20 protein-coding genes, 1 tRNA gene, 3 pseudogenes and 1 riboswitch are annotated in these 21,977 nt (G+C 63.7%); of the genes and pseudogenes, 11 read left to right on the top strand and 13 right to left on the bottom strand.

Going from position 1 to position 21,977, the window contains the following annotated elements; genetic code table 11:
• The first annotated feature begins 93 nt into the window (after positions 1-93).
• Complete coding sequence (locus tag AC3CCE_RS22120) at positions 94-1,344, top strand: site-2 protease family protein (protein ID WP_352626241.1); 1,251 nt, start codon at positions 94-96, stop codon at positions 1,342-1,344.
• A 19-nt stretch (positions 1,345-1,363) separates the two neighbouring features.
• Here AC3CCE_RS22120 and lipB read toward each other — a convergent pair whose 3' ends face one another.
• Positions 1,364-2,107 carry a lipoyl(octanoyl) transferase LipB gene (gene lipB / locus AC3CCE_RS22115; protein ID WP_352626242.1) on the bottom strand — a complete coding sequence of 248 codons (744 nt, stop codon included), beginning with the start codon at positions 2,105-2,107 and terminating at the stop codon, positions 1,364-1,366.
• A gap of 254 nt (positions 2,108-2,361) precedes the next feature.
• Between lipB and AC3CCE_RS22110 the strand changes: the two genes are divergently transcribed.
• Positions 2,362-2,446, top strand: a tRNA-Leu gene (locus tag AC3CCE_RS22110).
• Positions 2,447-2,631: 185 nt separating this feature from the next.
• On the opposite strand, the gene AC3CCE_RS22105 is transcribed toward AC3CCE_RS22110, so the two are convergent.
• Positions 2,632-2,865, bottom strand: coding sequence for a GcrA family cell cycle regulator (locus AC3CCE_RS22105; RefSeq protein ID WP_081726779.1), 234 nt, complete (start codon positions 2,863-2,865; stop codon positions 2,632-2,634).
• A gap of 235 nt (positions 2,866-3,100) precedes the next feature.
• On the bottom strand, positions 3,101-4,180 hold the full coding sequence (locus tag AC3CCE_RS22100; protein WP_023685214.1) for a sensor histidine kinase: 1,080 nt from the start codon (positions 4,178-4,180) through the stop codon (positions 3,101-3,103).
• Between the two features lie 312 nt (positions 4,181-4,492).
• Here AC3CCE_RS22100 and AC3CCE_RS22095 point away from each other — a divergent pair.
• Positions 4,493-5,511, top strand: a pseudogene (locus AC3CCE_RS22095) (TauD/TfdA dioxygenase family protein).
• 27 nt (positions 5,512-5,538) lie between these two features.
• Here the strand turns inward: AC3CCE_RS22095 and sucD are convergent.
• From sucD to AC3CCE_RS22070, 5 genes are all read right to left on the bottom strand, one after another.
• Positions 5,539-6,438, bottom strand: coding sequence for a succinate--CoA ligase subunit alpha (gene sucD, locus AC3CCE_RS22090; RefSeq protein ID WP_023670795.1), 900 nt, complete (start codon positions 6,436-6,438; stop codon positions 5,539-5,541).
• Positions 6,439-6,452: 14 nt separating this feature from the next.
• Positions 6,453-7,637 (bottom strand): malate--CoA ligase subunit beta, encoded by a 1,185-nt coding sequence (locus AC3CCE_RS22085; protein ID WP_352626243.1) that lies wholly within the window; start codon positions 7,635-7,637, stop codon positions 6,453-6,455.
• A gap of 18 nt (positions 7,638-7,655) precedes the next feature.
• Positions 7,656-8,630: an HpcH/HpaI aldolase/citrate lyase family protein gene (locus tag AC3CCE_RS22080; protein ID WP_352626244.1), complete on the bottom strand. Its 975-nt coding sequence runs from the start codon at positions 8,628-8,630 to the stop codon at positions 7,656-7,658.
• A gap of 11 nt (positions 8,631-8,641) precedes the next feature.
• Entirely contained in the window at positions 8,642-9,832 is a 1,191-nt protein-coding gene (locus AC3CCE_RS22075; RefSeq protein WP_352626245.1) for an aminotransferase class V-fold PLP-dependent enzyme, read from the bottom strand.
• Positions 9,833-9,977: 145 nt separating this feature from the next.
• A complete protein-coding gene (locus AC3CCE_RS22070; protein ID WP_352626249.1) occupies positions 9,978-10,598 on the bottom strand; it encodes a LuxR C-terminal-related transcriptional regulator in 621 nt (206 codons plus the stop codon).
• Positions 10,599-10,911: 313 nt separating this feature from the next.
• Here AC3CCE_RS22070 and mgtE point away from each other — a divergent pair, with 313 nt between their 5' ends.
• The gene (gene mgtE / locus AC3CCE_RS22065) at positions 10,912-12,330 is read left to right on the top strand and encodes a magnesium transporter (protein ID WP_352626246.1); all 1,419 of its coding nucleotides are present in this window, start codon (positions 10,912-10,914) and stop codon (positions 12,328-12,330) included.
• 157 nt (positions 12,331-12,487) lie between these two features.
• Complete coding sequence (locus tag AC3CCE_RS22060; RefSeq protein ID WP_023685221.1) at positions 12,488-12,874, top strand: MerR family transcriptional regulator; 387 nt, start codon at positions 12,488-12,490, stop codon at positions 12,872-12,874.
• A gap of 309 nt (positions 12,875-13,183) precedes the next feature.
• On the opposite strand, the gene AC3CCE_RS22055 is transcribed toward AC3CCE_RS22060, so the two are convergent.
• Positions 13,184-13,690 carry a methyltransferase family protein gene (locus tag AC3CCE_RS22055; protein WP_031249167.1) on the bottom strand — a complete coding sequence of 169 codons (507 nt, stop codon included), beginning with the start codon at positions 13,688-13,690 and terminating at the stop codon, positions 13,184-13,186.
• Positions 13,687-14,697, bottom strand: a complete 1,011-nt coding sequence (locus AC3CCE_RS22050; RefSeq protein WP_023670788.1) for an acetyltransferase domain-containing protein — start codon at positions 14,695-14,697, stop codon at positions 13,687-13,689. The genes AC3CCE_RS22055 and AC3CCE_RS22050 overlap by 4 nt, the downstream gene beginning before the upstream one ends.
• A gap of 232 nt (positions 14,698-14,929) precedes the next feature.
• Between AC3CCE_RS22050 and AC3CCE_RS22045 the strand changes: the two genes are divergently transcribed.
• Positions 14,930-16,129 (top strand): MFS transporter, encoded by a 1,200-nt coding sequence (locus tag AC3CCE_RS22045; protein ID WP_352546106.1) that lies wholly within the window; start codon positions 14,930-14,932, stop codon positions 16,127-16,129.
• On the opposite strand, the gene AC3CCE_RS22040 is transcribed toward AC3CCE_RS22045, so the two are convergent.
• Together AC3CCE_RS22040 and AC3CCE_RS22035 are read right to left on the bottom strand one after the other, a co-directional pair.
• Complete coding sequence (locus AC3CCE_RS22040) at positions 16,130-16,930, bottom strand: SRPBCC family protein (protein ID WP_352626247.1); 801 nt, start codon at positions 16,928-16,930, stop codon at positions 16,130-16,132.
• A gap of 42 nt (positions 16,931-16,972) precedes the next feature.
• Positions 16,973-17,125: pseudogene (locus AC3CCE_RS22035) on the bottom strand (Rieske 2Fe-2S domain-containing protein); the annotation flags it as partial.
• 302 nt (positions 17,126-17,427) lie between these two features.
• On the opposite strand from AC3CCE_RS22035, the pseudogene AC3CCE_RS22030 reads away from it, so the two are divergent.
• The 5 genes and pseudogenes from AC3CCE_RS22030 (at position 17,428) to cobO (ending at position 20,533) form a co-directional block, all read left to right on the top strand.
• A pseudogene (locus AC3CCE_RS22030) lies at positions 17,428-18,116 on the top strand (gamma-glutamylcyclotransferase).
• Between the two features lie 67 nt (positions 18,117-18,183).
• A riboswitch (cobalamin riboswitch) is annotated at positions 18,184-18,379 on the top strand.
• A gap of 36 nt (positions 18,380-18,415) precedes the next feature.
• Complete coding sequence (locus tag AC3CCE_RS22025) at positions 18,416-18,595, top strand: CbtB domain-containing protein (RefSeq protein WP_023670784.1); 180 nt, start codon at positions 18,416-18,418, stop codon at positions 18,593-18,595.
• Positions 18,596-18,610: 15 nt separating this feature from the next.
• Entirely contained in the window at positions 18,611-19,414 is an 804-nt protein-coding gene (locus AC3CCE_RS22020; protein ID WP_352513086.1) for a CbtA family protein, read from the top strand.
• Positions 19,407-19,919: a bifunctional adenosylcobinamide kinase/adenosylcobinamide-phosphate guanylyltransferase gene (gene cobU / locus AC3CCE_RS22015; RefSeq protein ID WP_488377196.1), complete on the top strand. Its 513-nt coding sequence runs from the start codon at positions 19,407-19,409 to the stop codon at positions 19,917-19,919. The genes AC3CCE_RS22020 and cobU overlap by 8 nt, the downstream gene beginning before the upstream one ends.
• Entirely contained in the window at positions 19,919-20,533 is a 615-nt protein-coding gene (gene cobO, locus AC3CCE_RS22010) for a cob(I)yrinic acid a,c-diamide adenosyltransferase (protein WP_023731212.1), read from the top strand. Before cobU ends, cobO begins: the two co-directional genes overlap by 1 nt.
• Before the next feature lie 340 nt (positions 20,534-20,873).
• Here the strand turns inward: cobO and AC3CCE_RS22005 are convergent, their stop codons facing one another.
• On the bottom strand, positions 20,874-21,956 hold the full coding sequence (locus tag AC3CCE_RS22005) for a transposase (RefSeq protein WP_488377195.1): 1,083 nt from the start codon (positions 21,954-21,956) through the stop codon (positions 20,874-20,876).
• Between the last annotated feature and the right edge of the window lie 21 nt (positions 21,957-21,977).

The following is a 21,977-nucleotide window of genomic DNA, read 5'->3' as shown; positions in this document are numbered from 1 at the left end:
TTTAGGCGGGCAGGAGGGGCGTTGTGCCGTTAAGCCTTTCTTGCCGCCGTGCCGCTAGGGTGCCCTGCCAAATACAGGGAGCAAAAATCTCAGGTGTCGCCGATCGTGACGGCCCTTCTCGTGGCCGGTAATCTCGGATTGATTTTCCTTTTGATGACCGCGCCGCTCGGTTTGCGCACGGTGAGGCTCAGCCGCGTGGTCGCAATGGACCGGCAGCGCCTCTGGCAGGCGCTGTGGCCGCTAGGCAGTGATGCCGGCTGGTCCGGCGAGATACTGAAGGCCCAGCCGCTGGACGGGCAGGGCACGACCCGCATCCTGCTGTCCTGGGAAGGCCGCGACGGCCAGCCGATCGAGCGCGGGTCGCGCTTCGAGGACGTCGTCGAAGGCAGTCGTTTTTCGATGCGGGTCATCGAGGATACCGCGCTCGACGCGTCGTTCTGGAAGGATTTTTACGAGACCACCGAACTCACCTCGGAAGGCGCCGGCACGCGCGTCACGCTCAGCCAGACCGATCGCTATCGCGGCGTCGCCTTCCTGGTGTTCCGCTACTTCGCCATGCGCCGCGAGCTGGGCAAGCTGGAGATCTGGGCGAGGACCGGACAATATCGCAAGGGCGGTTGGTTCGAGCATCCGCTGAGCCAGGTCGGTTTCGCCGTTCTTTCGGCTTTCATCCTGTGGCCGTTCTTCGGGCTCAATCTCGGCGGCCTGGCGCTGGCCGCGATCCTGACCTCGGTGGTCGCCCTGCATGAGCTCGGCCACATGGCGGCCTTTCGGCTGACCGGTCATCGCAAGGCGCGGATGATCTTTATCCCGCTGCTCGGCGGCCTCGCCATTGGTGGCCGGCCTTATGACAGCCGCTTCGAGGTCGCCTTCGTGGCGCTGATGGGCGCCGGCTTTTCCGCGTTCCTGGTTCCGCTGCTGATCGCCGCCAGCGGGCTCGCGTCCGGCGAGGGACATCGGCTTGCCGCGGCCCTTCTGGCGACGCTTGCGGGCTTTGCCGCATTGTTCAACATCGCCAATCTGGTGCCGGTTTGGAAATTCGACGGCGGCCAGGTACTGCGCCAGATCTGCCCGGGGCCGGTCGCCCTGGCGCTCGCCTCGTTTTCCCTGCTCTCGGCCTTGCTGTGGCTTGGCTGGCTGGCCGGCTTTTCCCAAACCTTTCTGCTGGTGGCGGGCGCCGTCTTTGCCATCCTCAGCCTGATGACAGTGGGTAGCGGGGTAAAACCGCGCCACGAATTGAAGCCGATCCGCATCTTCGACCGTTTCGCCATGGCCGGCGCGCTGCTGGCCGTCTTCGCCATTCACGGTTTCGGGCTGTTGTGGGCCTCGGCGCGGTTGCTTTGAGCGTTGGTCGAGGCGAGACTCAGCCGGCCTTGCGAGCCGGTTCTGCAGAAGTTGACTCCGCTGCCCCGAAAACATCCTCGAAGGCGGATTTCAGCGCCAGGTCGAAATCGGCCATGGTCACGGGCAGGCCGAGGTCGACGAGGCTGGTGACGCCGTGATCCGGCACGCCGCATGGCACGATGCCGCTGAAATGGCTGAGATCCGGCTCGACATTGACGGCAATGCCATGAAAGCTCACCCAGCGCCGCAGCCGGATGCCGATGGCCGCGATCTTGTCTTCAGCCGGCGAGCCGTCGGGCAGGGACGGGCGCTCGGGCCGCACCACCCAGACTCCGACGCGGTCCTCGCGGCGTTCGCCGCGTACATTGAAGGCGGCAAGCGTGCCGATGATCCACTGCTCGAGCGCGCCGACGAAGGCGCGCACATCCTCGCGGCGGCGCTTCAGGTCAAGCATGACATAGGCAACCCGCTGCCCCGGCCCGTGATAGGTGTATTCGCCGCCGCGCCCCGCGGCAAACACCGGGAAACGGTCGGGGTCGATCAAATCCTCGATGCGGGCGCTGGTGCCGGCGGTGTAAAGCGGCGGATGCTCGACCAGCCAGACCATCTCGGCGGCCGCACCCGTGCGGATCGCCTCGGCGCGCGCTTCCATCAGGGCCAGCGCATCGGTGTAGCCGGCCAGGCCAGGCTCGATGCGCCATTCGACCGGCGCTGACCCGGGCAAGGGCAGGAACGACGTGGCGATCTGGCTGCGTTCGGTCATGGCTTTTCGTTTTTCGCTTAATGCACGCCGCTTGGCAAAACCGCCTTGCGCTCTGGGGCGGAATGCATTCGCCCTTCATATGGCGGTATCCGGCTGAAACGTCCAGTTCGCCGTCCTTTGCGCGTACCACAGGACGCGCGGCGCTGTAGAGACCGATATGCCAATTCGCGGCGATTATTGCGCGCGGCGCCCTTGTTTCGCCGGAAACGATTTGCTACACGCCGCGAGCCGGTTCGTTCCGGCTCCTACCACGGGCGGTCGTGGCGGAATTGGTAGACGCGCAGCGTTGAGGTCGCTGTGGGGCAACCCGTGGAAGTTCGAGTCTTCTCGACCGCACCAGTTATTTTTCGGCCATTTAATCGTTGCGACTTCAGGCTGTCGAGGCCGAATCATCGCTTTGGCGATTGAACCGGCCGCTGCAGAGTTGCAACAGGAGTTTGCAGAAACCGCAACGCGAACACGTTAGCTCGCGCTGCCAGCCTCCTGCACCGGGTGGCGGGGCAGGGGACGGCTTTCTGGGCGACCTAAGCGGCGCGTCGTTGCGGGAAATGGAGACCCGGACGGGCTCGACGAGGGTCAACGGCCGTCACGACGGTGTGGTGGTGATCGCAATAGACGCGATCCGGCGACGTTGGCCCGGCACAAAACCGGTAGCCACCGGGTACCGAGCGGTCTTCGCTCACCGGGAAGCGGCACTGGTTGAGGCCTAGCTGAATGAGGGGGACGTCTCTAGACGCTGGTCTGATATTTTCATGCATGATGGTTTTCAGTTTCCTGGTTCATAGCCATTGCCGGCTGACGGCCGCGGTGCGACCCGCCGGAGCGAGCTTCTCTCGTTTTGGAGGGCTGTGGACCACATATGGTGCTTATCGCACCGTCAAAGAAGCCCGGCGCCCCGCTTCTGCAGCCAAATCGTTTGCGACTTAAGGCCACACCCGCGAGCGCCCGAAGCACCTGTCCGGCCGGGATTTGCCGGCGCGCCGTTGCATAGCCTCAGTCCGTCGCCGCCGATCGCTTGAAGACGATGGTGACCCTGGTTCCCTCGCCGGCACTCGACTTGACGTCGAATTGCGCCTTGGCATTTTCGGTCAGCGACCGCGCGATCAAAGAGCCGAGCTTGCCTGGCCTGGGCCAGGTCTCACCCGTCGGCAGACCGATCCCATCATCGGCGACAGTCACCCGGCAACCATCGCCGCTGACGACGCTGTGCAGCGTGATCGTGCCGCCATCGCGCCCGACGAATGCATGTTTGAGAGCGTTGGTCAGCAACTCATTGACGACCAGGCCTGTCGGCATGGCAACGTTGATGGATACCGGATAGGTATCCACCTTAAGGTCGAGGCGGATACCTTCGACTGCGTGCGACGCCATGACGGCGGACGCGATCTGGCTAAGATACACGCCAAGATCCACCTCATCCTTCTGCTGGTCAGCCGACAATGTCTGGTAGAGGATTGCCAATGCGTCTACCCGGCCGGCAAGCCTTTCGAAACGCTTCTGGTCCGGTTCGGTGGCGTTGCGGGTTTCCATCCGGATCAAAGCGGTGATCATCTGCAGATTGTTTTTCACCCGATGCTGCAGTTCGCGCAACAGGGTGTCCTTCTCCCGGATGAGCTCCTCCGCGGGTCGCGCGTCCTCGGTCTCACCGTGTGCCGTGACGTCGACAAGCGCCACCAGCCGGAAGCAGAGCTTGCCGTTGTCGTCCTCGATAACGTTGGAATAAACGTCGACGATTGCCGGCTTGTCCTCGCCGCGCTCGAGGCGAAATGTGCCGACGAAATCGGTGTCTTCAACGACAGCCTCGGCGAGCGGCCTGTCCTTCTGCCGATGAAGCCCCCTGCCGGAAAGGGCCGCCCAGTTTTCCCGCGCAAGCTTCGGCGCCTTGAGGTCCGAGAGCTTCTCGAATTCGGGATTGGCGTAGACGACACGTTCCTTCGCGATCAATTCCGAGACGGCGATCGCGATCGGCATCTGGTCGAGAAATTTCTTGAACTGGTCGCTTTCCAGCGCGGTGGCGAGGTCAGGCGTATCGAGCAATTGCTCGACAGCGTCAGCCTTATCGGAGTCTGTCATCTCGGCGCCTGCGTGATGCGTGGAAGCCATCAATATCAGGCATGCAATTCACCCGCCATCTCCAATATCGAAGGGGATACGACAGCGTCACTACTGGTGCGGGCCGCGTCGCGCAGCGCTCCACCGCCTGCCGCTCACGAACGAATTGGACAGAAGGCATTTTTCTCAGGGCCGCCGAACTTTGAAAAGAAATGTCTATGGAATTTGTAGAATTACGCTTTGAATGGGATCTCGGTACTGCTCGCAAGTCTTGGCGGCCTTCGCCTCCTGAGCTGAGATCAGTGCTCTCGTTGCCAAGCAAGTCGGCTCCCGATGAGGGAGTTGCTCCGCCGATCGCTATGCGGCCGGCAGACGGCGGAGCATTGCCACCAGCCCGCGGCTTTAGAGGAAGAGGTTCCCATGACCAGACTTACCCCCGTAGAGCAGATCATCCCGGTTTCCGATATTGTCCCGCTTACCGGACGCGTCGGCGCAGAGATCAGGAACATTCGGCTCTCCGGCGACCTGCCACAGCAGACGGTCGCGGCGATCAACCAGATCCTGTTGCGGCACAAGGTGGTGTTCTTCCGCGACCAGGCGCATCTCGACGATGCCGGGCAGGAGCGCTTTGCCAGCGTCTCGGCGACCTCGTCCCGCATCCGACCCAAGGTCCCGTCAAGGGAACGGCGTCCATTCTCGAACTCGATTCCAGCCGTGGCGGCGGTCGCGCCGACCAATGGCATACCGATGTCACCTTCGTCGACGCCTATCCGAAATTCTGCGTTCTTCGCGGCGTCGTCATACCGCCGGCCGGCGGCGACACCATCTGGTCGAACACCGCGGCCGCCTATCAGGATCTGCCCGAGCCGTTGAAGCTGCTCGCCGACAATCTTTGGGCGGTTCACAGCAACGCCTACGATTACGCCGCGGTGCGGCCGCGTGCGAGTGCTGCGGAAAAGAAGCACTTCGAGGAAATCTTCACCTCGACGATCTACGAGACCGAGCATCCCGTCGTCCGCGTCCATCCCGAAACAGGCGAGCGCACGCTGCTGCTCGGCAATTTCGTGCAACGGCTGATCGGTCTTTCCAAAAGCGATTCGGCGAAGCTCTACGAGGTTTTCCAGTCCTATGTCACCGCGCCGGAGAACACCGTGCGCTGGCGCTGGAAGGCCGGCGATGTGGCGATCTGGGACAACCGCGCGACGCAGCACTACGCCGTCAACGACTATGGCGACCAGCACCGGGTGGTGCGTCGCGCCACGGTCGACGGCGACGTTCCGGTCAGCGTCGACGGCCGCCGCAGCGCCACCCGCACCAAGGTCGCGAAGCCGGCAGCCGACAAGGCGGCATGAGGCGCGGTCGAACGCGAAGGCCGCTGTTCAGGCGGCCTTCTTCATACGTGACAGCGTATCGGCGACCACCTCACCAAACGAGGACGGCGTCGGCACGATGATCACACCGGCCTCCTTCAGGATTTCGACCTTTTCCTGCGCCGACTCGCCGAAGGCCGAGATGATGGCGCCGGCGTGGCCCATGCGGCGGCCTTTGGGGGCGGAGAGGCCGGCGATGTAGGCGATCAGGGGCTTGCGCATATTATCGCGCGCCCAGATCGCGGCTTCGGCTTCCTGCGGTCCGCCGATCTCGCCGATCATCACCACCGCGTCGGTGTCGTCATCCTGTTCGAACAGTTTCAGCATGTCCTTGAAGGACGAGCCGTTGATCGGGTCGCCGCCAATGCCGACGCTGGTCGAGACGCCGATGCCGAGCGACTTCATCTGCGACGCCGCCTCGTAGCCCAGGGTTCCCGAGCGGCCGACAATGCCGACGCGGCCAGGCAGATAGATGCTGCCGGGCATGATGCCCATCAGCGCCTGTCCGGGCGTGATGACGCCGGCGCAGTTCGGCCCGATCAGCCGCATGCGGTCCTCGTAGCGGTAGCGCAGCATGTAGCGCTTGACCTGCATCATGTCCTGCGACGGGATGCCGTCGGTGATGCAGACGCAGAGTTTTATGCCGGCGTCGGCCGCTTCCATGATCGAATCGGCGGCAAAAGGCGGCGGCACGAAGACGATGCTGGCCTCCGCGCGGGTCTCGCGCACCGCGCCCTTGACCGTGTTGAAGACGGGCAGGCCAAGATGCTTCTGGCCGCCCTTGCCGGGCGTGACGCCGCCGACCAGCTTGGTGCCGTAGCGTTTCATGTCCTCGGCATGGAAGCTGCCGATCTTGCCGGTGAACCCCTGGACGATGACGCGGGTGCTGCGGTTGAGCAGGATTGCCATTTTCTCGACCTCCCTCAGGCTGCTTTTTTCTTAGTGGCCGCGCGCCATGCGGCGACGGCCTTTTCGGCGGCTTCGGCCAGCGTGTCGGCAACGATCACCGCCTCGCCGGAATCGGCCAGGATGCGGCGACCCTCCTCGGCCCTGGTGCCGGAGAGACGGACCACCAGCGGCACGTTGACGCCGACCTCGCGGATCGCCTTGATGACGCCTTCGGCGACCCAGTCGCAGCGGTTGATGCCGGCGAAGATGTTGACCAGGATGGTCTCGACATTCTTGTCGCCGAGCACGGCGCGGAAGGATTTCGCCACCCGCTCGGGCGAGGCGCCGCCACCGATGTCGAGGAAGTTGGCCGGTTCGCCGCCGGCGATCATGATCATGTCCATGGTCGCCATGGCGAGCCCTGCGCCATTGATGATGCAGCCGATGTTGCCGTCGAGGCCGACATAGGAGAGGCCACGGTCGCTGGCAAAAGTTTCGCGCGGATCTTCCTGGCTTTTGTCGCGCAGCTCGGAGATTTCCGGCCGTCGGAACAACGCGTTCTCGTCGAACGACATCTTGGCGTCGAGCGCGATCAAATTGCCGTCGCGGGTCACCACCAGCGGATTGATCTCCAGCATCGAGGCGTCGTAGTCGCGAAACACCTGATAGCAGGCGAAGATGGTTTCGGTCGCCTTGCCGATCAGATTGTGGTCGAGGCCGAGGCCGAAGGCGATCTCGCGGGCCTGGAAACGCTGCATGCCGACGCCGGGATCGACGGATGTGCGCAGGATGGAGTTCGGTGCCTTCTCGACGATGTCCTCGATCTCCATGCCGCCGGCAGCGGACGCCACGATCATGACGCGCTCTTCCTTGCGGTCGAGAACGAAGCCGACATAGAGCTCCTGCGCGATATCGACGGCTTCCTCGAGATAGAGGCGCGAAATCAGCTTGCCGCGCGGGCCGGTCTGCTGGGTCACCAGCTTGCGGCCGAGCATGCCCTCGGCCGCGTTGGAGATTTCCTCGTCATTGGCGCAGAGCTTGATGCCGCCGGCCTTGCCGCGGGCGCCGGAATGCACCTGCGCCTTCAAGACCCATTTGCTGCCCCCGATCTCGCGCGCCCGGTAAGTCGCCTGCTCGGGGCTGTAGGCCAGCCCGCCGCGCGGCACATGCACGCCGTGGCGTGCCAGCAGTTCCTTGGCCTGATATTCGTGGATGTCCATTTTGTCCTCCCTGAACGGTCAATGCGCGGCGACACGCGGCTCGCTAGACAATTGGCTGGCCCGTTCGATTGCCTCGTTGACCACCAAAACATTGCGCGCCATGCGTTCCGACGCTGCGTCGATCATCTTGCCGTCGAGTGCGGCCGCTCCCTTGCCCTGCGCCTCCGCCTCCTTCAGCACTTCGAGGATGCGCCTGGCGCGCGTCACCTCTTTTTCCGGTGGCGAGAAGACGTCGTTGGCGAGCGCGATCTGCGAGGGATGGATTGCCCATTTGCCTTCGATGCCAAGGGCGGCGGCGCGCCTGGCGCCGGCGATGTACCCCTCCGGATCGGAGAAGTCGCCGAACGGTCCGTCGATGGCGCGCAGGCCATAGGCGCGGCAGGCGACGGTCATCCGCGACAGAGCGAAATGCCACTGATCGCCGGGATAGTCGGGGTTGAGGCCGCCGATGTTGACCGTGCGCGCCTTGCAGCTTGCCGCATAATCGGCGACGCCGAAATGCATGGCTTCCAGCCGGCCGGGTGTCGCGGCAATCGCCTCGACATTGGCCATGCCGAGCGCGGTCTCGATCAGCGCCTCGAGGCCGACGCGGGTCCTGAAACCCTTTGCCATCTCGATCTGGTTGACCATGGCCTCGACCATGTAGAGGTCGGCCGGCACGCCGACCTTCGGCACCAAAATGGTGTCCAGCCGGTCGCCGGCCTGCTCCATGACGTCGACCACGTCGCGGTACATGTAATGGGTGTCGAGCCCGTTGATGCGCACCGAGACGGTCTTGCCCTTGGCGCGCCAGTCGATGTCGTTGAGCGCCTGGATGATGTTCTTGCGGGCGCGCTCCTTGTCGGGCGGGGCGACGGCGTCCTCGATGTCGAGGAAGATGAAGTCGGCGGCGCTGTTGGCCGCCTTGTCGATCATTTCCGGACTGGAGCCGGGAACCGCCAGTTCGCTGCGCTGCAGGCGGAGTTTCTTCAGATGGTTGATGGTGTGGCTCATCGTTGGCTCCCTCAGGCGGCTTCGGCGACCGGCACGGCGGCCGAGGCGCGGAAGTGCTGGATGGCGGCGCCGACGCCGGAGCCGGGCGCCAGCCGTACGCCGCAGTCGAGCAGCGCCATTTCGGCGGCCGAGAGCGAGGCCAGCACCATCACCTCGTTCAGCCAGCCGAGATGGCCGACGCGGAAGACCTTGCCGATCACCTTGTTGAGGCCGCCGCCGAGCGCGGTCTGGTATTTCTGGTAGGCGCGCTTGACCACATCGCCGCTGTCGACGCCGTCCGGCACCAGGATGGCGCTGACCGTATCGGAGTGCCATTTCGGCGCCTTGGCGCAGAGCTTCAGGCCCCAGGCGTCGACCGCCTTGCGCACGCCTTCGGCGAGGCGATGGTGACGGGCGAAGATGTTTTCCAGCCCTTCCTCGGCGATCAGGTCGAGCGAGGCGCGCAGGCCGCGCAGCAGCTGAGTAGCCGGCGTATAAGGGAAATAGCCGGCGTCGTTGGCGCGGATCATATCTTCGAAGGAGAAGAAACAGCGGCGGTGGGTGGCGCTCCGCGAGGCCACCAGCGCCTTCTTGCTGACGGAGAGGAAACCGAGGCCGGCGGGCAGCATGAAACCCTTCTGCGAGCCGCTGACCGCGCAATCGACGCCCCATTCCTTCTGGCGAAAGTCGATCGAGCCGATCGACGAGACGCCGTCGACGAAGAGCAAAGCAGGGTGGTTGGCGTCATCGAGCGCGGCGCGGCAGCCGGCGACGTCGCTGGTCACGCCGGTCGCGGTCTCGTTCTGCGTGCAGAAGACTGCCTTGATGCGGTGCGCCTTGTCGGCCCTGAGCCGCTCGGCATAGAGCTCGAGCGGCACGCCGGTTCCCCATTCGCAGTCGATGACATCGACCTCGAAGCCGAGCCGTTCGGCCATGTCGACCCACAGATGCGAGAACTGGCCAAAGCGCGACATCAGCACGCGGTCACCGGGGCTGAGCACATTGGTCATCGCCGCTTCCCAGGCGCCGGTGCCGGAGGAGGGGTAGATGAAAACGCGGCCGGTCTCGTTCTTGAACACCGTCTTGGTGTCTTCGAACAGCGGTAGCGTGAGATCCGGGAAGGATGCTGCACGCATGTCCTCCATCGGCAGGTTCATCGCCTGCCGGACCTGTTCGGGGATGTTGGTCGGTCCGGGAATGAAAAGATGGGTGAAACCGGCCATGTCGCGAACTCCTCCTGATCCAGCAAAGCGGTGAGGGTAGTTTCGTCTCGACGGCTAATGGCAACAACACCTCAAGGGGTAACATCTTGCCGCGCGCGGGTGGGGGTTGCCTACCCGGGTGACCTACCCGCGGCCAGTCGCTCGCCTACCCCAACGGCTGCTTCTGGGTACGCCTCTCCCGCGCGTAGAGCGCGACGGCCATCGCCCGGTTGCGGACGTCGAGCTTGTCGTAGAGATTCTTGAGGTGGTATTTCACCGTGTTCTCCGAAATCCCGGTGCGCGTCGCGATCTGCAGATTGGTCCAGCCGTCGGACAGCACCGCCAGCAACTCGCGCTCGCGCACGGTGAGCAGCGACAAGGGTGTGTCGTTGACCTTGTTGATGTCGATGTAGGGGATGCAGATGCGGCCATGCGCGACGGCCAGGATGGTCTCGAAGATGATCGCCGGATCGTCGAACTGGAAGCAGTAGCCCTGGGCGCCGAGCCGCACGCACTGCTTCAGGATGCCGATGTCGTGGTCGTTGGAAAACACCGCGATGCGCACGCCCAGCTTGCGGCTGTAAACCTCGGCCAGCACATCGGCGCCGTCCATGTCGGAGAGCTTCCAGCCGATAACGGCGACGTCGAATTCCGCTTCGGCTGCCAAGTCCAGAAAATGCCTGCCGCTTTGCACGCAGGCCCTGAGATCGAAGCGCCCGTCGCAGTCCAGCATGTCGCGCAGCGCCGATATGACGAGCGGATTGCGTTCGGCGACGACCACGCGCACGCGCCGTTCCTCGATTGCCTTCTGCGTCTGTGACCTGATCTTCAAGGGCTTCCGGCTGTTCTGGTTCCTGGCCTGGGCGGGTCCGGCAGATGGCAGGACCTGCATCATGACAATTCTGCCCCAACCGTGCTCGGGTGCTCTTTCCCCAGCGACATGTGCTGTCGCGCCGCCTGAATCCTGGGCGGCGTCATATCCTGATGAAATCGCTCTCTCCCCATATGCAGGGCGGGGCGCATTTCGTTTGATATTCCCGTGCGTTGCGCGCTAGACCTGACAGGCACCTTTTCCGAAATTCCCATGGCGGGAGCCGCTGGTGGAACGCCAGGACGACCAGAAGACCGGCGCCAAAGCCGCTGACGATGCCCACGCCGACATCTATGGCGAGGACGGCGCCGTCCTGTCATCATTCCTGGCCCAGATCGGGGCGGCGATCGCCGATCGCGATACGCCGACGCTGAAGCGCGAAGTCGACGACCTGCACCAGTCGGAACTTGGCGATCTGCTGGAGGCCCTGCACCCCGAACAGCGTCGCGCCCTTGTCGAACTGCTCGGAGCCGACTTCGACTTCTCGTCGCTGACCGAGGTCGACGAGGCGATCCGCCGCGATATCGTCGACAATATGCCCAATGAGCAAATTGCCCAGGGCATGCAGGACCTCGATTCCGACGACGCGGTCTACATTCTCGAAGACCTTGAAAAGGAAGACCAGGACGAGATCCTGTCGCAGTTGCCGTTCACCGAGCGGATCAGGCTGCGCCGCTCGCTCGACTACCCGGAAGAGACGGCCGGTCGCCGCATGCAGACCGAGTTTGTCGCCGTGCCGCCGTTCTGGACCATAGGCCAGACCATCGACTACATGCGCGAAGACAAGAACCTGCCCGAGCGCTTCAGCCAGATCTTCGTCATCGATCCAAGCTTCAAGTTGCTCGGCGCCATCGACCTCGACCAGATCCTGCGCACCAAGCGCACGACCAAGGTCGGAGACGTGATGCACGAGACGAGGCACGCCATTCCGGCCACCATGGACCAGGAAGAGGCGGCGCGGGACTTCGAGCAATACGATCTTCTGTCCGCCGCCGTGGTCGACGAGAACGAGCGGCTGGTCGGCGTGCTGACCATCGACGACGTCGTCGACGTCATCCAGCAGGAGGCCGAGGAAGATCTGCTGCGCATGGGCGGCGTCGGCGACGAAGAGTTGTCCGACAGCATTCTTTCGACCTCGCGCTCGCGTGTGCCCTGGCTGCTGGTCAACCTATTGACGGCGTTCCTCGCGGCTTCGGTGATCGGGCTGTTCGACCGCACCATCGAGCACATCGTGGCGCTGGCCGTGCTGATGCCGATCGTGGCCGGCATGGGCGGCAATGCCGGTTCGCAGACCATGACCGTCACCGTGCGCGCGCTGGCGACCAGGGACCTCGACATCTACAATGCCGGCCGCATCATCCGCCGCGAAATGGGCGTGGGTTCCATCAACGGCATCATCTTCGCCGTGCTGATCGGCATCGTCGCGGCCGTCTGGTTCCGCGATGCCAATCTGGGCGGCATCATAGCGGCGGCGATGATCATCAACATGTTCGTGGCAGCCCTTGCCGGTATCCTGATCCCGCTATTGCTCGACCGGTTCAAGATCGATCCGGCGGTGGCGTCGGCGGTTTTCGTCACCACCGTCACCGACGTCGTTGGCTTCTTTGCCTTCCTGGGGCTGGCCACCTGGTGGTTCGCTATCCCTTGAGAAAGAGGCGTTGCGGGTTCAATTGACTTTTACGTAAATGTGGTGCGAGGCTTGCGCGGGGTTTCATGCCGAGTCCGGCTTGGAACGGGGTTGATCGGAATGCGTTGGAATCCCGGGCGACCGGGTGTTTTCCGATGTTCCGACATTTGGAGCAAAGATGCGGGAATATTATTCGATCACCGAACTGACCCGCGAATTCGACGTGTCGACGCGGACGCTGCGCTTCTATGAGGACGAGGGGCTGGTGCAACCGGTGCGGCGTGGCCGCACAAGGCTGTTTCGTCCGTCGGACCGGCATCTGATCCGCCAGATCATGCGCGGGAAACGGCTCGGCTTCTCGATCAACGAGATCCGCGAAATCATCCAGATGTATAAGGAACCGCCCGGCGAGGTCGGTCAACTCAACCTGATGATCAAGCGCATCGAGGAAAAGCGCGAGGATCTCAGGCAGAAGCGCCGCGATCTCGAGGAGACGCTGGCGGAGCTCGACCAGGCTGAGGAGTCTTGCGTCGAGCGGCTGGTGGAGCTGGGGGTGAATACCTGAGCGGACCGTCGAGCGTTTGCGCGCCCGTCGCAAACGTTCGCGATTAGCGGAGGCCTTCCACACTTCGTCATTCTAGGGCGAAGCAGGAGCGAAGCTCCGCCGCGGAGACCCTAGAATCCATTCCGTGACATTGGCCGTGGAGTGCAGCGCTGCAGAATTCTGGACCATGGCGGCGCTTGGAAGTCGCGGCATGGATCCTCGGGTCTGCGCTGCGTCGCTGCGCTCCTTGCTTCGCCCGTGGATGACGACGAGACAGCCGTTTCGGCTAATCGCTGAAGTGTGCGGCCCTGCCGGCGACCACACGCCGCCTCAGATCCAGCGCCTGACCCGCTTCGCATAGTCGCGGTACTTCTTGCCGAATTTGGCGAACAGCACCTTCTCCTCGCTCTCGATGGCGACCTTCTGCGTTGCAAAAGCCGCGATCAGGGCCAGCGGCAGGAACCATATGATCCCCGAGACGAAGGCGACGCCGATCAAAAGCAGCGTGTTGGCCAGATACATCGGGTTGCGCGTGACGCCGAACGGGCCAGACGTCACCAGATGCTCCGGCAAGCCATTGGGGTTCATCGTCGTTTTGGCCCGGATCATGGTGCGGATAGCGGTGAACCAGAGGGCTGCGACGGCAAACAGCACCACAAAGCCGGCGGCAAACAAAAGGTCGCCCAAGAGGTCGCCGATCCAGGGCAGGGGATAGAACAGGCCGAGCGCGATGCTGATGGCAATGGCGGCGATGTAGATCAGCGGCGGCCATGGGATCAGCCGTGGTCTCGGTAGATCGGGTTTTGCCAGCCCGGGTTTTGTGAGCTTGTCGGTCATTGTTGCCCTCCCTGCGTCATCGGACTCTCCTCCGTCCTTGCGGTGCAGATGCCGGCGAGTTCACCGAGATGCGCTTTGAACTCCGGGGTCTGGTCACCATTGTAGAGCCGGTCGAATGCCGCTTCGCTTTGCAGCGTGTCCAGCATGCACACACAATAGCTGGTGCAGAACTCCGTGTCGCGCTGCTGTTCGCAAGATACCTGGCATTCCTTGAGGAAGATCACTTCCCTTGTTTCGACGGGCGCCGGCGCAATCTGCGAGAACAGCCAGACGCAGCCGAACAGCAGCGGCTGGTGGATCAGGTAGAAAGCCAGGCTGTGGCGGCCGATGAAGGTGAGCGGCCTGGTCCAGCTTCCTGATCCCAGCGTGGCCAGCCGCGCCAGCAGGCCGGTGGTGGACGCAAACTTTGCCGCGGCGATGCCGAGAAGTACGGCGCCGAACCAGGGAAACAGCGGCACGTAATCGTTGGAGCGCGGGTTGATCGCCGACAGGCCGACCCACCACAGCGCCGGATGATCGAAGGCTTCGGATCGGAGATAGAGGGGGACTGCGATCACCAAAGCTGCCACGAAAAGCGTCAGCAAGGACGGCAGCCGCAAGAACAAAAGGCCGAGCAGGCTGGCCAGCGCGATCTCGTGCAGGATGCCGAAGAAGATGAAGCTGTCCGGCGTGATGAAGTACGTGACCGCCGATATAGCGGCTGCCGCGACGGCGACCATGGCAAAGCGTTTCCAGAAGCCGGTCCAGCGGATCTGCCTGCCATGCGCGAGAAACAGGCTGACGCCGACCAGGAACAGGAAGGTCGAGGCGATGCAGCGCGCATAGATCTTCCACCAGCCGACGGCGGTGAGGCCGGGATCGGTGTAGTGGAAATTTTCGAGATCCCAGGTGAAGTGGTAGCTCGCCATGGCGATCAGCGCGATGCCGCGTACGACATCGATGGCGACGATGCGCTTCGGTTGATCTCGCTTCAGTTGATCTCCAGGGGGTGCGGTATGGATGCTCATGGTCTCGCGATCTGATTCAGCCCCAAAGACGACTATCACGGTTGCACCGGACAAAAGAAGGCCGCCCTCTACGCTCCGGGTCGCGCCGTGCGGCTGCATCGGGCGGCGCTTTAGGCCAGAGCCGGAAAGCCTTTGGCCGAATTCGCTTTTTGCCGGGAAGGGGTCGGTTTCCTATTACCGGCGGAGGAAGCGCCAGCGCAGATTTGGGCTGCGAGTCTGATTTGGGGATCAAATGTCCACCCATGTGCGCCATCCGATCTGGCTTCCGGCCCTGCGTCCGGCGGATGCCCGCACCTTTGCCTCGCTCTATGCGGTCGAATCCTTCGCCCGCGCCACGGTATCGAGCGTCATCCCGATCCAGGCCTATGAGATTCTGCACAACGAGCAGATCGTCTCGATCCTATACACCATCGTGGCGCTGCTCGGCCTGTCGGTGACCTTGTTCATGCCGATCTTGATCCGCAGGTTTGCCCGGCGCTGGGTCTATACCGCCGGCGCCTGCCTGCTGGCGATGGGCTCGCTGTTCTTCGTCACCCACACGCTTGCCGGGCAACTGGCAGGCATGCTGTGCCGCGTCATGGGGGCGAGCGCGCTGTCGATCACGCTCAACCTCTACATCATGGATCACATCCGCAAGACCGATTTCATGCAGGCCGAATCGCTGCGCATGGCGTGGTCGATGCTGGCTTGGACCGGCGGGCCGACACTCGGCATCTTCCTCTACACACGCTACGGCATCTATGCCGCGCATGGCGCGGTCGCGGTGTTTGCGTTGGCCTTGCTGGCGCTGTTCTGGACCTACAGGCTGGGCGACAACCGGTCGATCCGGCCGGGCAAGACACGGCCGGCCAATCCGCTGGCCAATATCGGCCGCTTCGTAGCACAACCCAGGCTTAGGCTGGCCTGGCTGATCGCCTTCGGCCGCTCCTGCTTCTGGACGACGTTCTTCGTCTACGGGCCGCTGTTCATGGTGATTACCGGCGAGGGCAAGCTTGCCGGCGGCCTGCTGGTTTCGGCCGGCAATGCGCTGTTGTTCATGGCGATCTTCTGGGGCAAAGCGGGAAAACGCTTCGGCGGCCGGCGCACCATGACCTTCGCCTATTTCGCGATGTCGGCGACGCTGCTTGCGGCGGGCGCGGTCGGCACTACCGCGCCGCTGCTTACGGGCTTTTTCCTGCTCTGCGGCGCCTTCTTCACCATCGCGCTCGATGCACTGGGCTCGACCGCCTTCATGCGCTCGGTGCGGTCCTATGAGCGGGCGCAGATGGCCGCGGTCTACCGCACCTATCTCGACTTTTCCGAGCTGACGCCGCCGCTGGTTTATTCGGTGGTGCTGGCGTTTTTCGGCCTCGGCTCGGTGTTCGTGACGCTGGGCATTCTGGCCGCGGTTTGCGGCTTTATCACCTGGCGCTATCTGCCGAAGTCGCTTTGATCAGGAGGCCGCATGCCGCTCGCGCACCCAGTTGTGGAAGCGATGCAGATCGTACTCCTCCGGCATTAGCACGCCGGCCTGGTGGCGCATCGAGCGCAGGCCTTTCTGATTGATCTCGCAGATCGCGGCATCCTCCTCCAGCACCTGGGTGCCGAAGGCGACGACATTGTCGATGTCCGTCTCAGCCAGCGCCTCGGGCGCGAACAGCCATTCGGCGGTGAGTTCGGTCTGTTCGGGACCGAGCGGCATCAGTCGCACCGTCCTGACATAATCGACATGGCCGACGATGAACATCGAGGGCAGGCTGGTGGCATAGGTCTGTCCGGCCGCACGCTCGGCTGGCGTCAGGCCCGGTAAGACCGGGCCATGGGCATGTCCGTCGCGCGACCAGGTCTCGGCGCCGGCGCGCAGGCCACCCGAAAACTCCGGCGCGTCATTGTCGGCATGGCGGACCCAGTCGGGGTCGTCGTGCCGGCTCATCAGGCCGCGGCCGTATATCGGCACCAGCCGAGACAGGTCCTTGTGGACGCCCGGGCAATGCAGGCACTCGTTGAAGTTTTCCCAGAAGATCTTCCAGTTGCAGTTCATCACCTTGCGCAGGACATTGCCTGATACCAGCGTTTCCAGCGGCCAGTTGGCGAGGTCGCCGGATGCGGGATCGAAGGAGGTCCCGGCGGAGCCGGCCGCAGCCTGCTGAAGGTTCACAAAGACAAAGCCGCGCCACACCGACAGCGCCACCCGGTAGAGCGGATGATCTGCCTTGTCGAAACCATCTGGCAGCGATTTCGAGGGAACGCGCACGAGATCGCCGCGCAGCGAGTAGGACCAGGCGTGGTAGGGGCACGTGATGAGCCGCGCTTTCAGCCGGCCCTCGCTTTTCTGGCAAAGCTGCGAGCCGCGATGCCGGCAAGTGTTGTGGAAGGCGCGCAGTTCGCCGGTCTCGTCCCGCAGAATGACGATTTCCTGCGTGCCGACGCGGAATGTCCTGAACGCCAGCGGCTGGGCGAGGTCGGCCTCGCGGCAGACGAGCAGCCAGCTTTTGTGCCAGATGGCGTCGAGATCGCGCTGGTAAGCCTCGCTATCCCAATAGGCCGACGACGGTAGCGTCGGTTCGGCCCGGCTCAGGCCGTTATGGGGTCGCGCTCGCTCGGGCTGGGATGCATGGCTGGCTTCCTATGAAGCGTCAGCCGACACCCCGGCAAATCGTTTGTCAATCAGAGTGCCGCATTGCCGGTTGCAGGCGCGGCGCATAATCATGTCGTGGACACGGGACATTCGGAAATTGGGGGGATTCGGAAGTGGCCGCACGACAGATGTCGCTTACGCCGGAGCTGGTCGCGCGCTGCTGGCGCGAGATCAGGGACCCCGGGCCGGATCCGGACGCGATGCATCTCGATGAAGCCGACTATGACGCGCTGCTGGATGAATTGCAGGTCGAACTCCCGGACAGCGAACCGCTATGGCTGTTCGGCTATGGATTCGCTGATCTGGAAACCGGAAATAGATTATGTCGAGGACCGCGTTGCGCTGGCGCGCGGCTGGCATCGGTCCTTTTGCATGAACATGACGCGCTGGCGCGGCACCAAGGACAGCCCCGGCCTGATGATGGCGCTGGACCGTGGCGGACAATGCAAGGGCGTCGCCTTTCGGCTGACCGACAATAACCGGCGCGAGCAGTTGGGCCGGCTTTTCCGGCGCGAAGTCACGCTGAAGCCGACAAGCTACCGGCCGCGCATGCTGAAGCTTGAAAGCGAGGCCGGACCGCTCAGGGCATTGGCCTTCGTCATCAACCGCAACGGCCTGACCTATTCCGGCCCGCTCGACGAGGGCAAGGTAAAGGCTGGCCACGTCCTGCGGGCACTGGGGGTCGGGCGCCGACTATCTCTACAACACGGTGAAAAACCTTGAAGAGCGCGGCATTCACGATCGCCATCTGTGGCGGCTGCAGCGGCTGGTTGCCGAGCGGATCACCGCGTTGAACCCGTAACGCCGCATGGCGCATTCGCGCTGTTGGCCGGCGGAATTTGGTTTGCCGGATGCGGCCGTTTCAGCCTATAGTCATGCATGTCGTCGGTTCCGTTAGGGACCAAGAGGGAATGCGGTGAGGGCTGACTTGTTGCCCAATGCCGTGGCTGCCCCCGCAACTGTGTGCGGTAGTCCTCTCCAAGCCACTGGGGATTTTTTCTTCGGGAAGGTGGGGAAGGGCGCTGATCCGCGAGCCAGGAGACCTGCCGGCGACAGGGAACTGACTTCGATGCCCTCGGGTGGAGGGCGAAAGGACAAGATATGAATACCGCTTCCGTCTCCCTCGGCGCTTCCGTCTCCTCGCAGTCGCGCTTCATGCAGCTCGTGCTTAGCGCGTTTCTGGGCATTTTCGTCGTCGGCGTTGTCGGTTTCTCCCACATCGATGCGGTCCACAATGCGGCGCACGACTATCGCCATTCGATGGCGTTTCCCTGCCACTGACGAGGATCTGACATCATGAACCTGTTTCGCAACGTCGTGTTCATCGCGGCGATCGCAGGGCTCGTGGCCGGTGTCGCTCTCGCCTGCATGCAGGCCTACGCCACCGTGCCGCTGATCCTCAAGGCGGAGGTCTACGAAAAGGCTGGTGGCGGCCACGAGCATCAGCATGCCGCGGTGCCCGCCGCCAACGCTGCGGACACCAATGCCATGAGCACCGCCGCGCCGGCGGAAAATGCGGTGAGCAGCGCAGCACCGGCTGAAGCAGCCGCGCCGGCGGAGGACGAAGGCTGGGCACCGGCCGACGGCTTCGAGCGTTTCGCCTTCAGTGTCGTCGCCAATATCGTCACCGGCATCGGCTTCGCGCTGGTCCTGGTGGCGGTTTCCGAATTCGCCGGCGGCATCGGCAGCTGGCGCCAGGGCGTGTTCTGGGGTCTGGCGGGCTTTGCCGTGTTCACGCTGGCGCCGGGGCTCGGCCTGCCGCCGGAACTGCCGGCAATGCCGGCGGCCGATCTCATACAGCGCCAGATCTGGTGGTGGGCAACGGTGATGGCAACCGCGATCGGTCTTGCCCTTATCACCTTCCGCACGTCGGCGCCCCTGACCGTGCTCGCCGTCGTCCTGATCGTCGCCCCGCATATTGTCGGCGCGCCGCAGCCTGACAGTTTCGTAACGCCGATCCCGGAGGGCCTGCATCATCAGTTCGTGGTGGCGGTGACGCTGACCAATCTGGTGTTCTGGCTGGTGCTCGGCGCAGTTGTCGGCATAGTGCGCGCGCGCTTCACCGGCACCGCGACCAGCCTGCGCGACAGCTTTGCCTGATCGCAGTTTGACCTTCATCATCGGCGGTGCGCGCTCTGGCAAGAGCGCGCATGCCGAAACTTTGGCAACGGCGTTGCCGCCGCCATGGGCCTATATCGCCACCGCGCAAGCCTATGACGGCGAAATGCGCGAGCGCATCGCGCAGCACCGCTCGCGCCGCGGCGAGGGATGGGCGACCATCGACGCCCCGCTTGATCTTGCCGGTGCGCTCGAGGCATTGCCGGACAGCCAGCCGGTGCTTGTCGACTGCCTGACGCTTTGGCTAACCAATCATATGCTGGCCGATCATGATCTGGAGGGGGAGTGCCGGCGGCTGGCCGATGTGCTTTCGCGGCCGCGCGGACCGTGGTTCGTGGTCTCCAACGAAGTCGGACAAGGCATCGTGCCCGAAAATGCGCTGGCACGCCGGTTCCGCGATGCCGCCGGCCGGCTCAACCAGCAGATCGCGGTGGTAGCTGATATGGTGCTTCTGATAGTGGCGGGGCTGCCGCTCAAGGTGAAATAATGACTGACATCGACGCAAAAGACGAAGAGCGCCATCGCGCCAAGATGGCCAAGCGCAAGGCGGTGCAGGACGCCGAGGTCGCGGAAAAGACGGTCGAGAAGGGGCTGCTGATCGTCAACACCGGACCCGGCAAGGGCAAGACCACGGCTGCCTTCGGGCTGGCGCTGCGCATGCTCGGCTATGGCAAGCGCGTCGGCATCGTCCAGTTCATCAAGGGCAAATGGCACACCGGCGAGAAGGATGCCTTCGCGGCGTTTGGCGGCCGCGTCGTCTGGCACACGATGGGCGAGGGTTTCACTTGGGAGACGCAGGATCTGAAGCGCGACATTGCGGCGGCCGAAGCCGCCTGGGCCAAGGCGCTGGAGCTGATCGCCGATCCCTCGATCAGCCTCGTCGTGCTGGACGAACTGAACATCGCGCTGCGTTACGACTATCTTGATCTCGACAGAGTGGTGGCGGCGCTGAAAGCGCGGCGCGAAGGTCTGCATGTCGTCGTCACCGGCCGCAACGCCAAGCCGGCGCTGGTCGAGGCGGCGGATCTGGTGACGGAGATGGGCGTGACGAAGCATCATTTTTCGGCCGGCGTGAAGGCACAGCAGGGGATTGAGTTTTAGGGCGCTTACCTCCCCCTTGTGCGATTTCTTAGCCTCCCTCTTGTGGGGAGGGTCGATCCGCAAAGCGGATTGGGGTGGGGGTTCTCGTAGGGCGCAGTCCCCCACCCCGGCGCTTCGCGCCCCCCTCTGGCCTGCCGGCCATCTCCCCCTCAAAGGCATAGGCGCTAAGATAGCTTTGGCATGGACTGAAACTTGCGCTTTCGTGGTGGTTCGCGCCAGCGATATCGCAAGGCATGGAGATTTTGGCGCAGGGCCGCCAAGGAAGGTTGAGTAAAGATGGTCGCGATCAGAGAGGCGACGATCTGGCGGGTTGCGCGCCACAGTAGCGGGCGCCCGTCGCTCAAGGGGGAGAGACACCCAACTCCTGCGAGAGGGGTTCGGTCACAAGCGCGATGAGGAAGTGTGCAAAGATCCAAGGCTTTGCGATCCTTGGGTCCTTGGCGGGAGGAGAGCGCAGCCCGATCAGGCTCTTCAGGCGCTTGAAGGCGAGCTCGATGCGCCAGCGCATGCGGTAGAGCTTGAAGACCGTATCGGCGGGAAACTCCTCCCGGTCAAGCGAGGTCACAAGCAGGACTAAGCCGGCCGCAATCAGCGTCTGCGGTTGAACCTTGTTGCCCTTGGCCCTGGCTTCCTTGTTGATTTTGCGCCGCGCTTCTTGTGCCGCGGCCTCGGATTTGCGCAAGGCGATCAGGCGCATCTTCACAGGCTCGCCCTTCTTGAGTGCCAGCCGGGCAGGCGTTTCGCAGACTTCCTCCCGGCAGTTCTCCAGGTAGCCGATGAGATCGAACGCCCTGCCGTTGGCGTCGAGCCATCGCGCGTTTTTCCACGACGCGCGCACAACAACATCGCCGCCTTGCGCCATCACCTTGGCGATCCGCTCGGCCTGCAGATAGGCGCGGTCACCGATGCGGATCTCGCCCGGCACCACCGGCACGCGGTCGATCAACTCGGCTTCGCTCTGGTCGGTGATCTCGAGGAAGTCGAACTGCTCGCGCTCAAGCTCAAAGGCGCAGTGCATGCGCCAAAGACCATTGTTCTTCTTCTCATACGCACCGGCCTTGGCAACCGCTGTCGCATCGAGGATGCGAACCAGTCGGCCTTTGGCCAAACCTGCATCCTCGCGCTTCAAAAGGTGCCCAATCAACTGCTGCAGCCATGGTCCTGCATTGCGCAGCCGGCCGAGCAACGCCACGTCCGAAATGTCGGCAATCCCGCTCGCCGCCGCCCAGGCCACGACGCCCCGCATGCCAACCTTGCCAAGGCAGTAAGCCAGTGTCAGGCGCAACAGGTCGCTCGCCGACCTGACGCCGCGCGGGCGCAGGAACGCCTTCGTCTCGCGGGCGCTTGCTGCGATCAACTCTTCGCCGCCCAGAAGCTCAATAGTCTCGGCCCAGCCGTCATCAACAAGCGATTCGTGTGTCATCGCAGTGTAGAATCACACCCG

The organism is Mesorhizobium sp. P160187, assembly GCF_057766425.1.
Note: the sequence above shows the minus strand (reverse complement) of the source record. Positions and strands in the feature narration are given on the sequence as shown.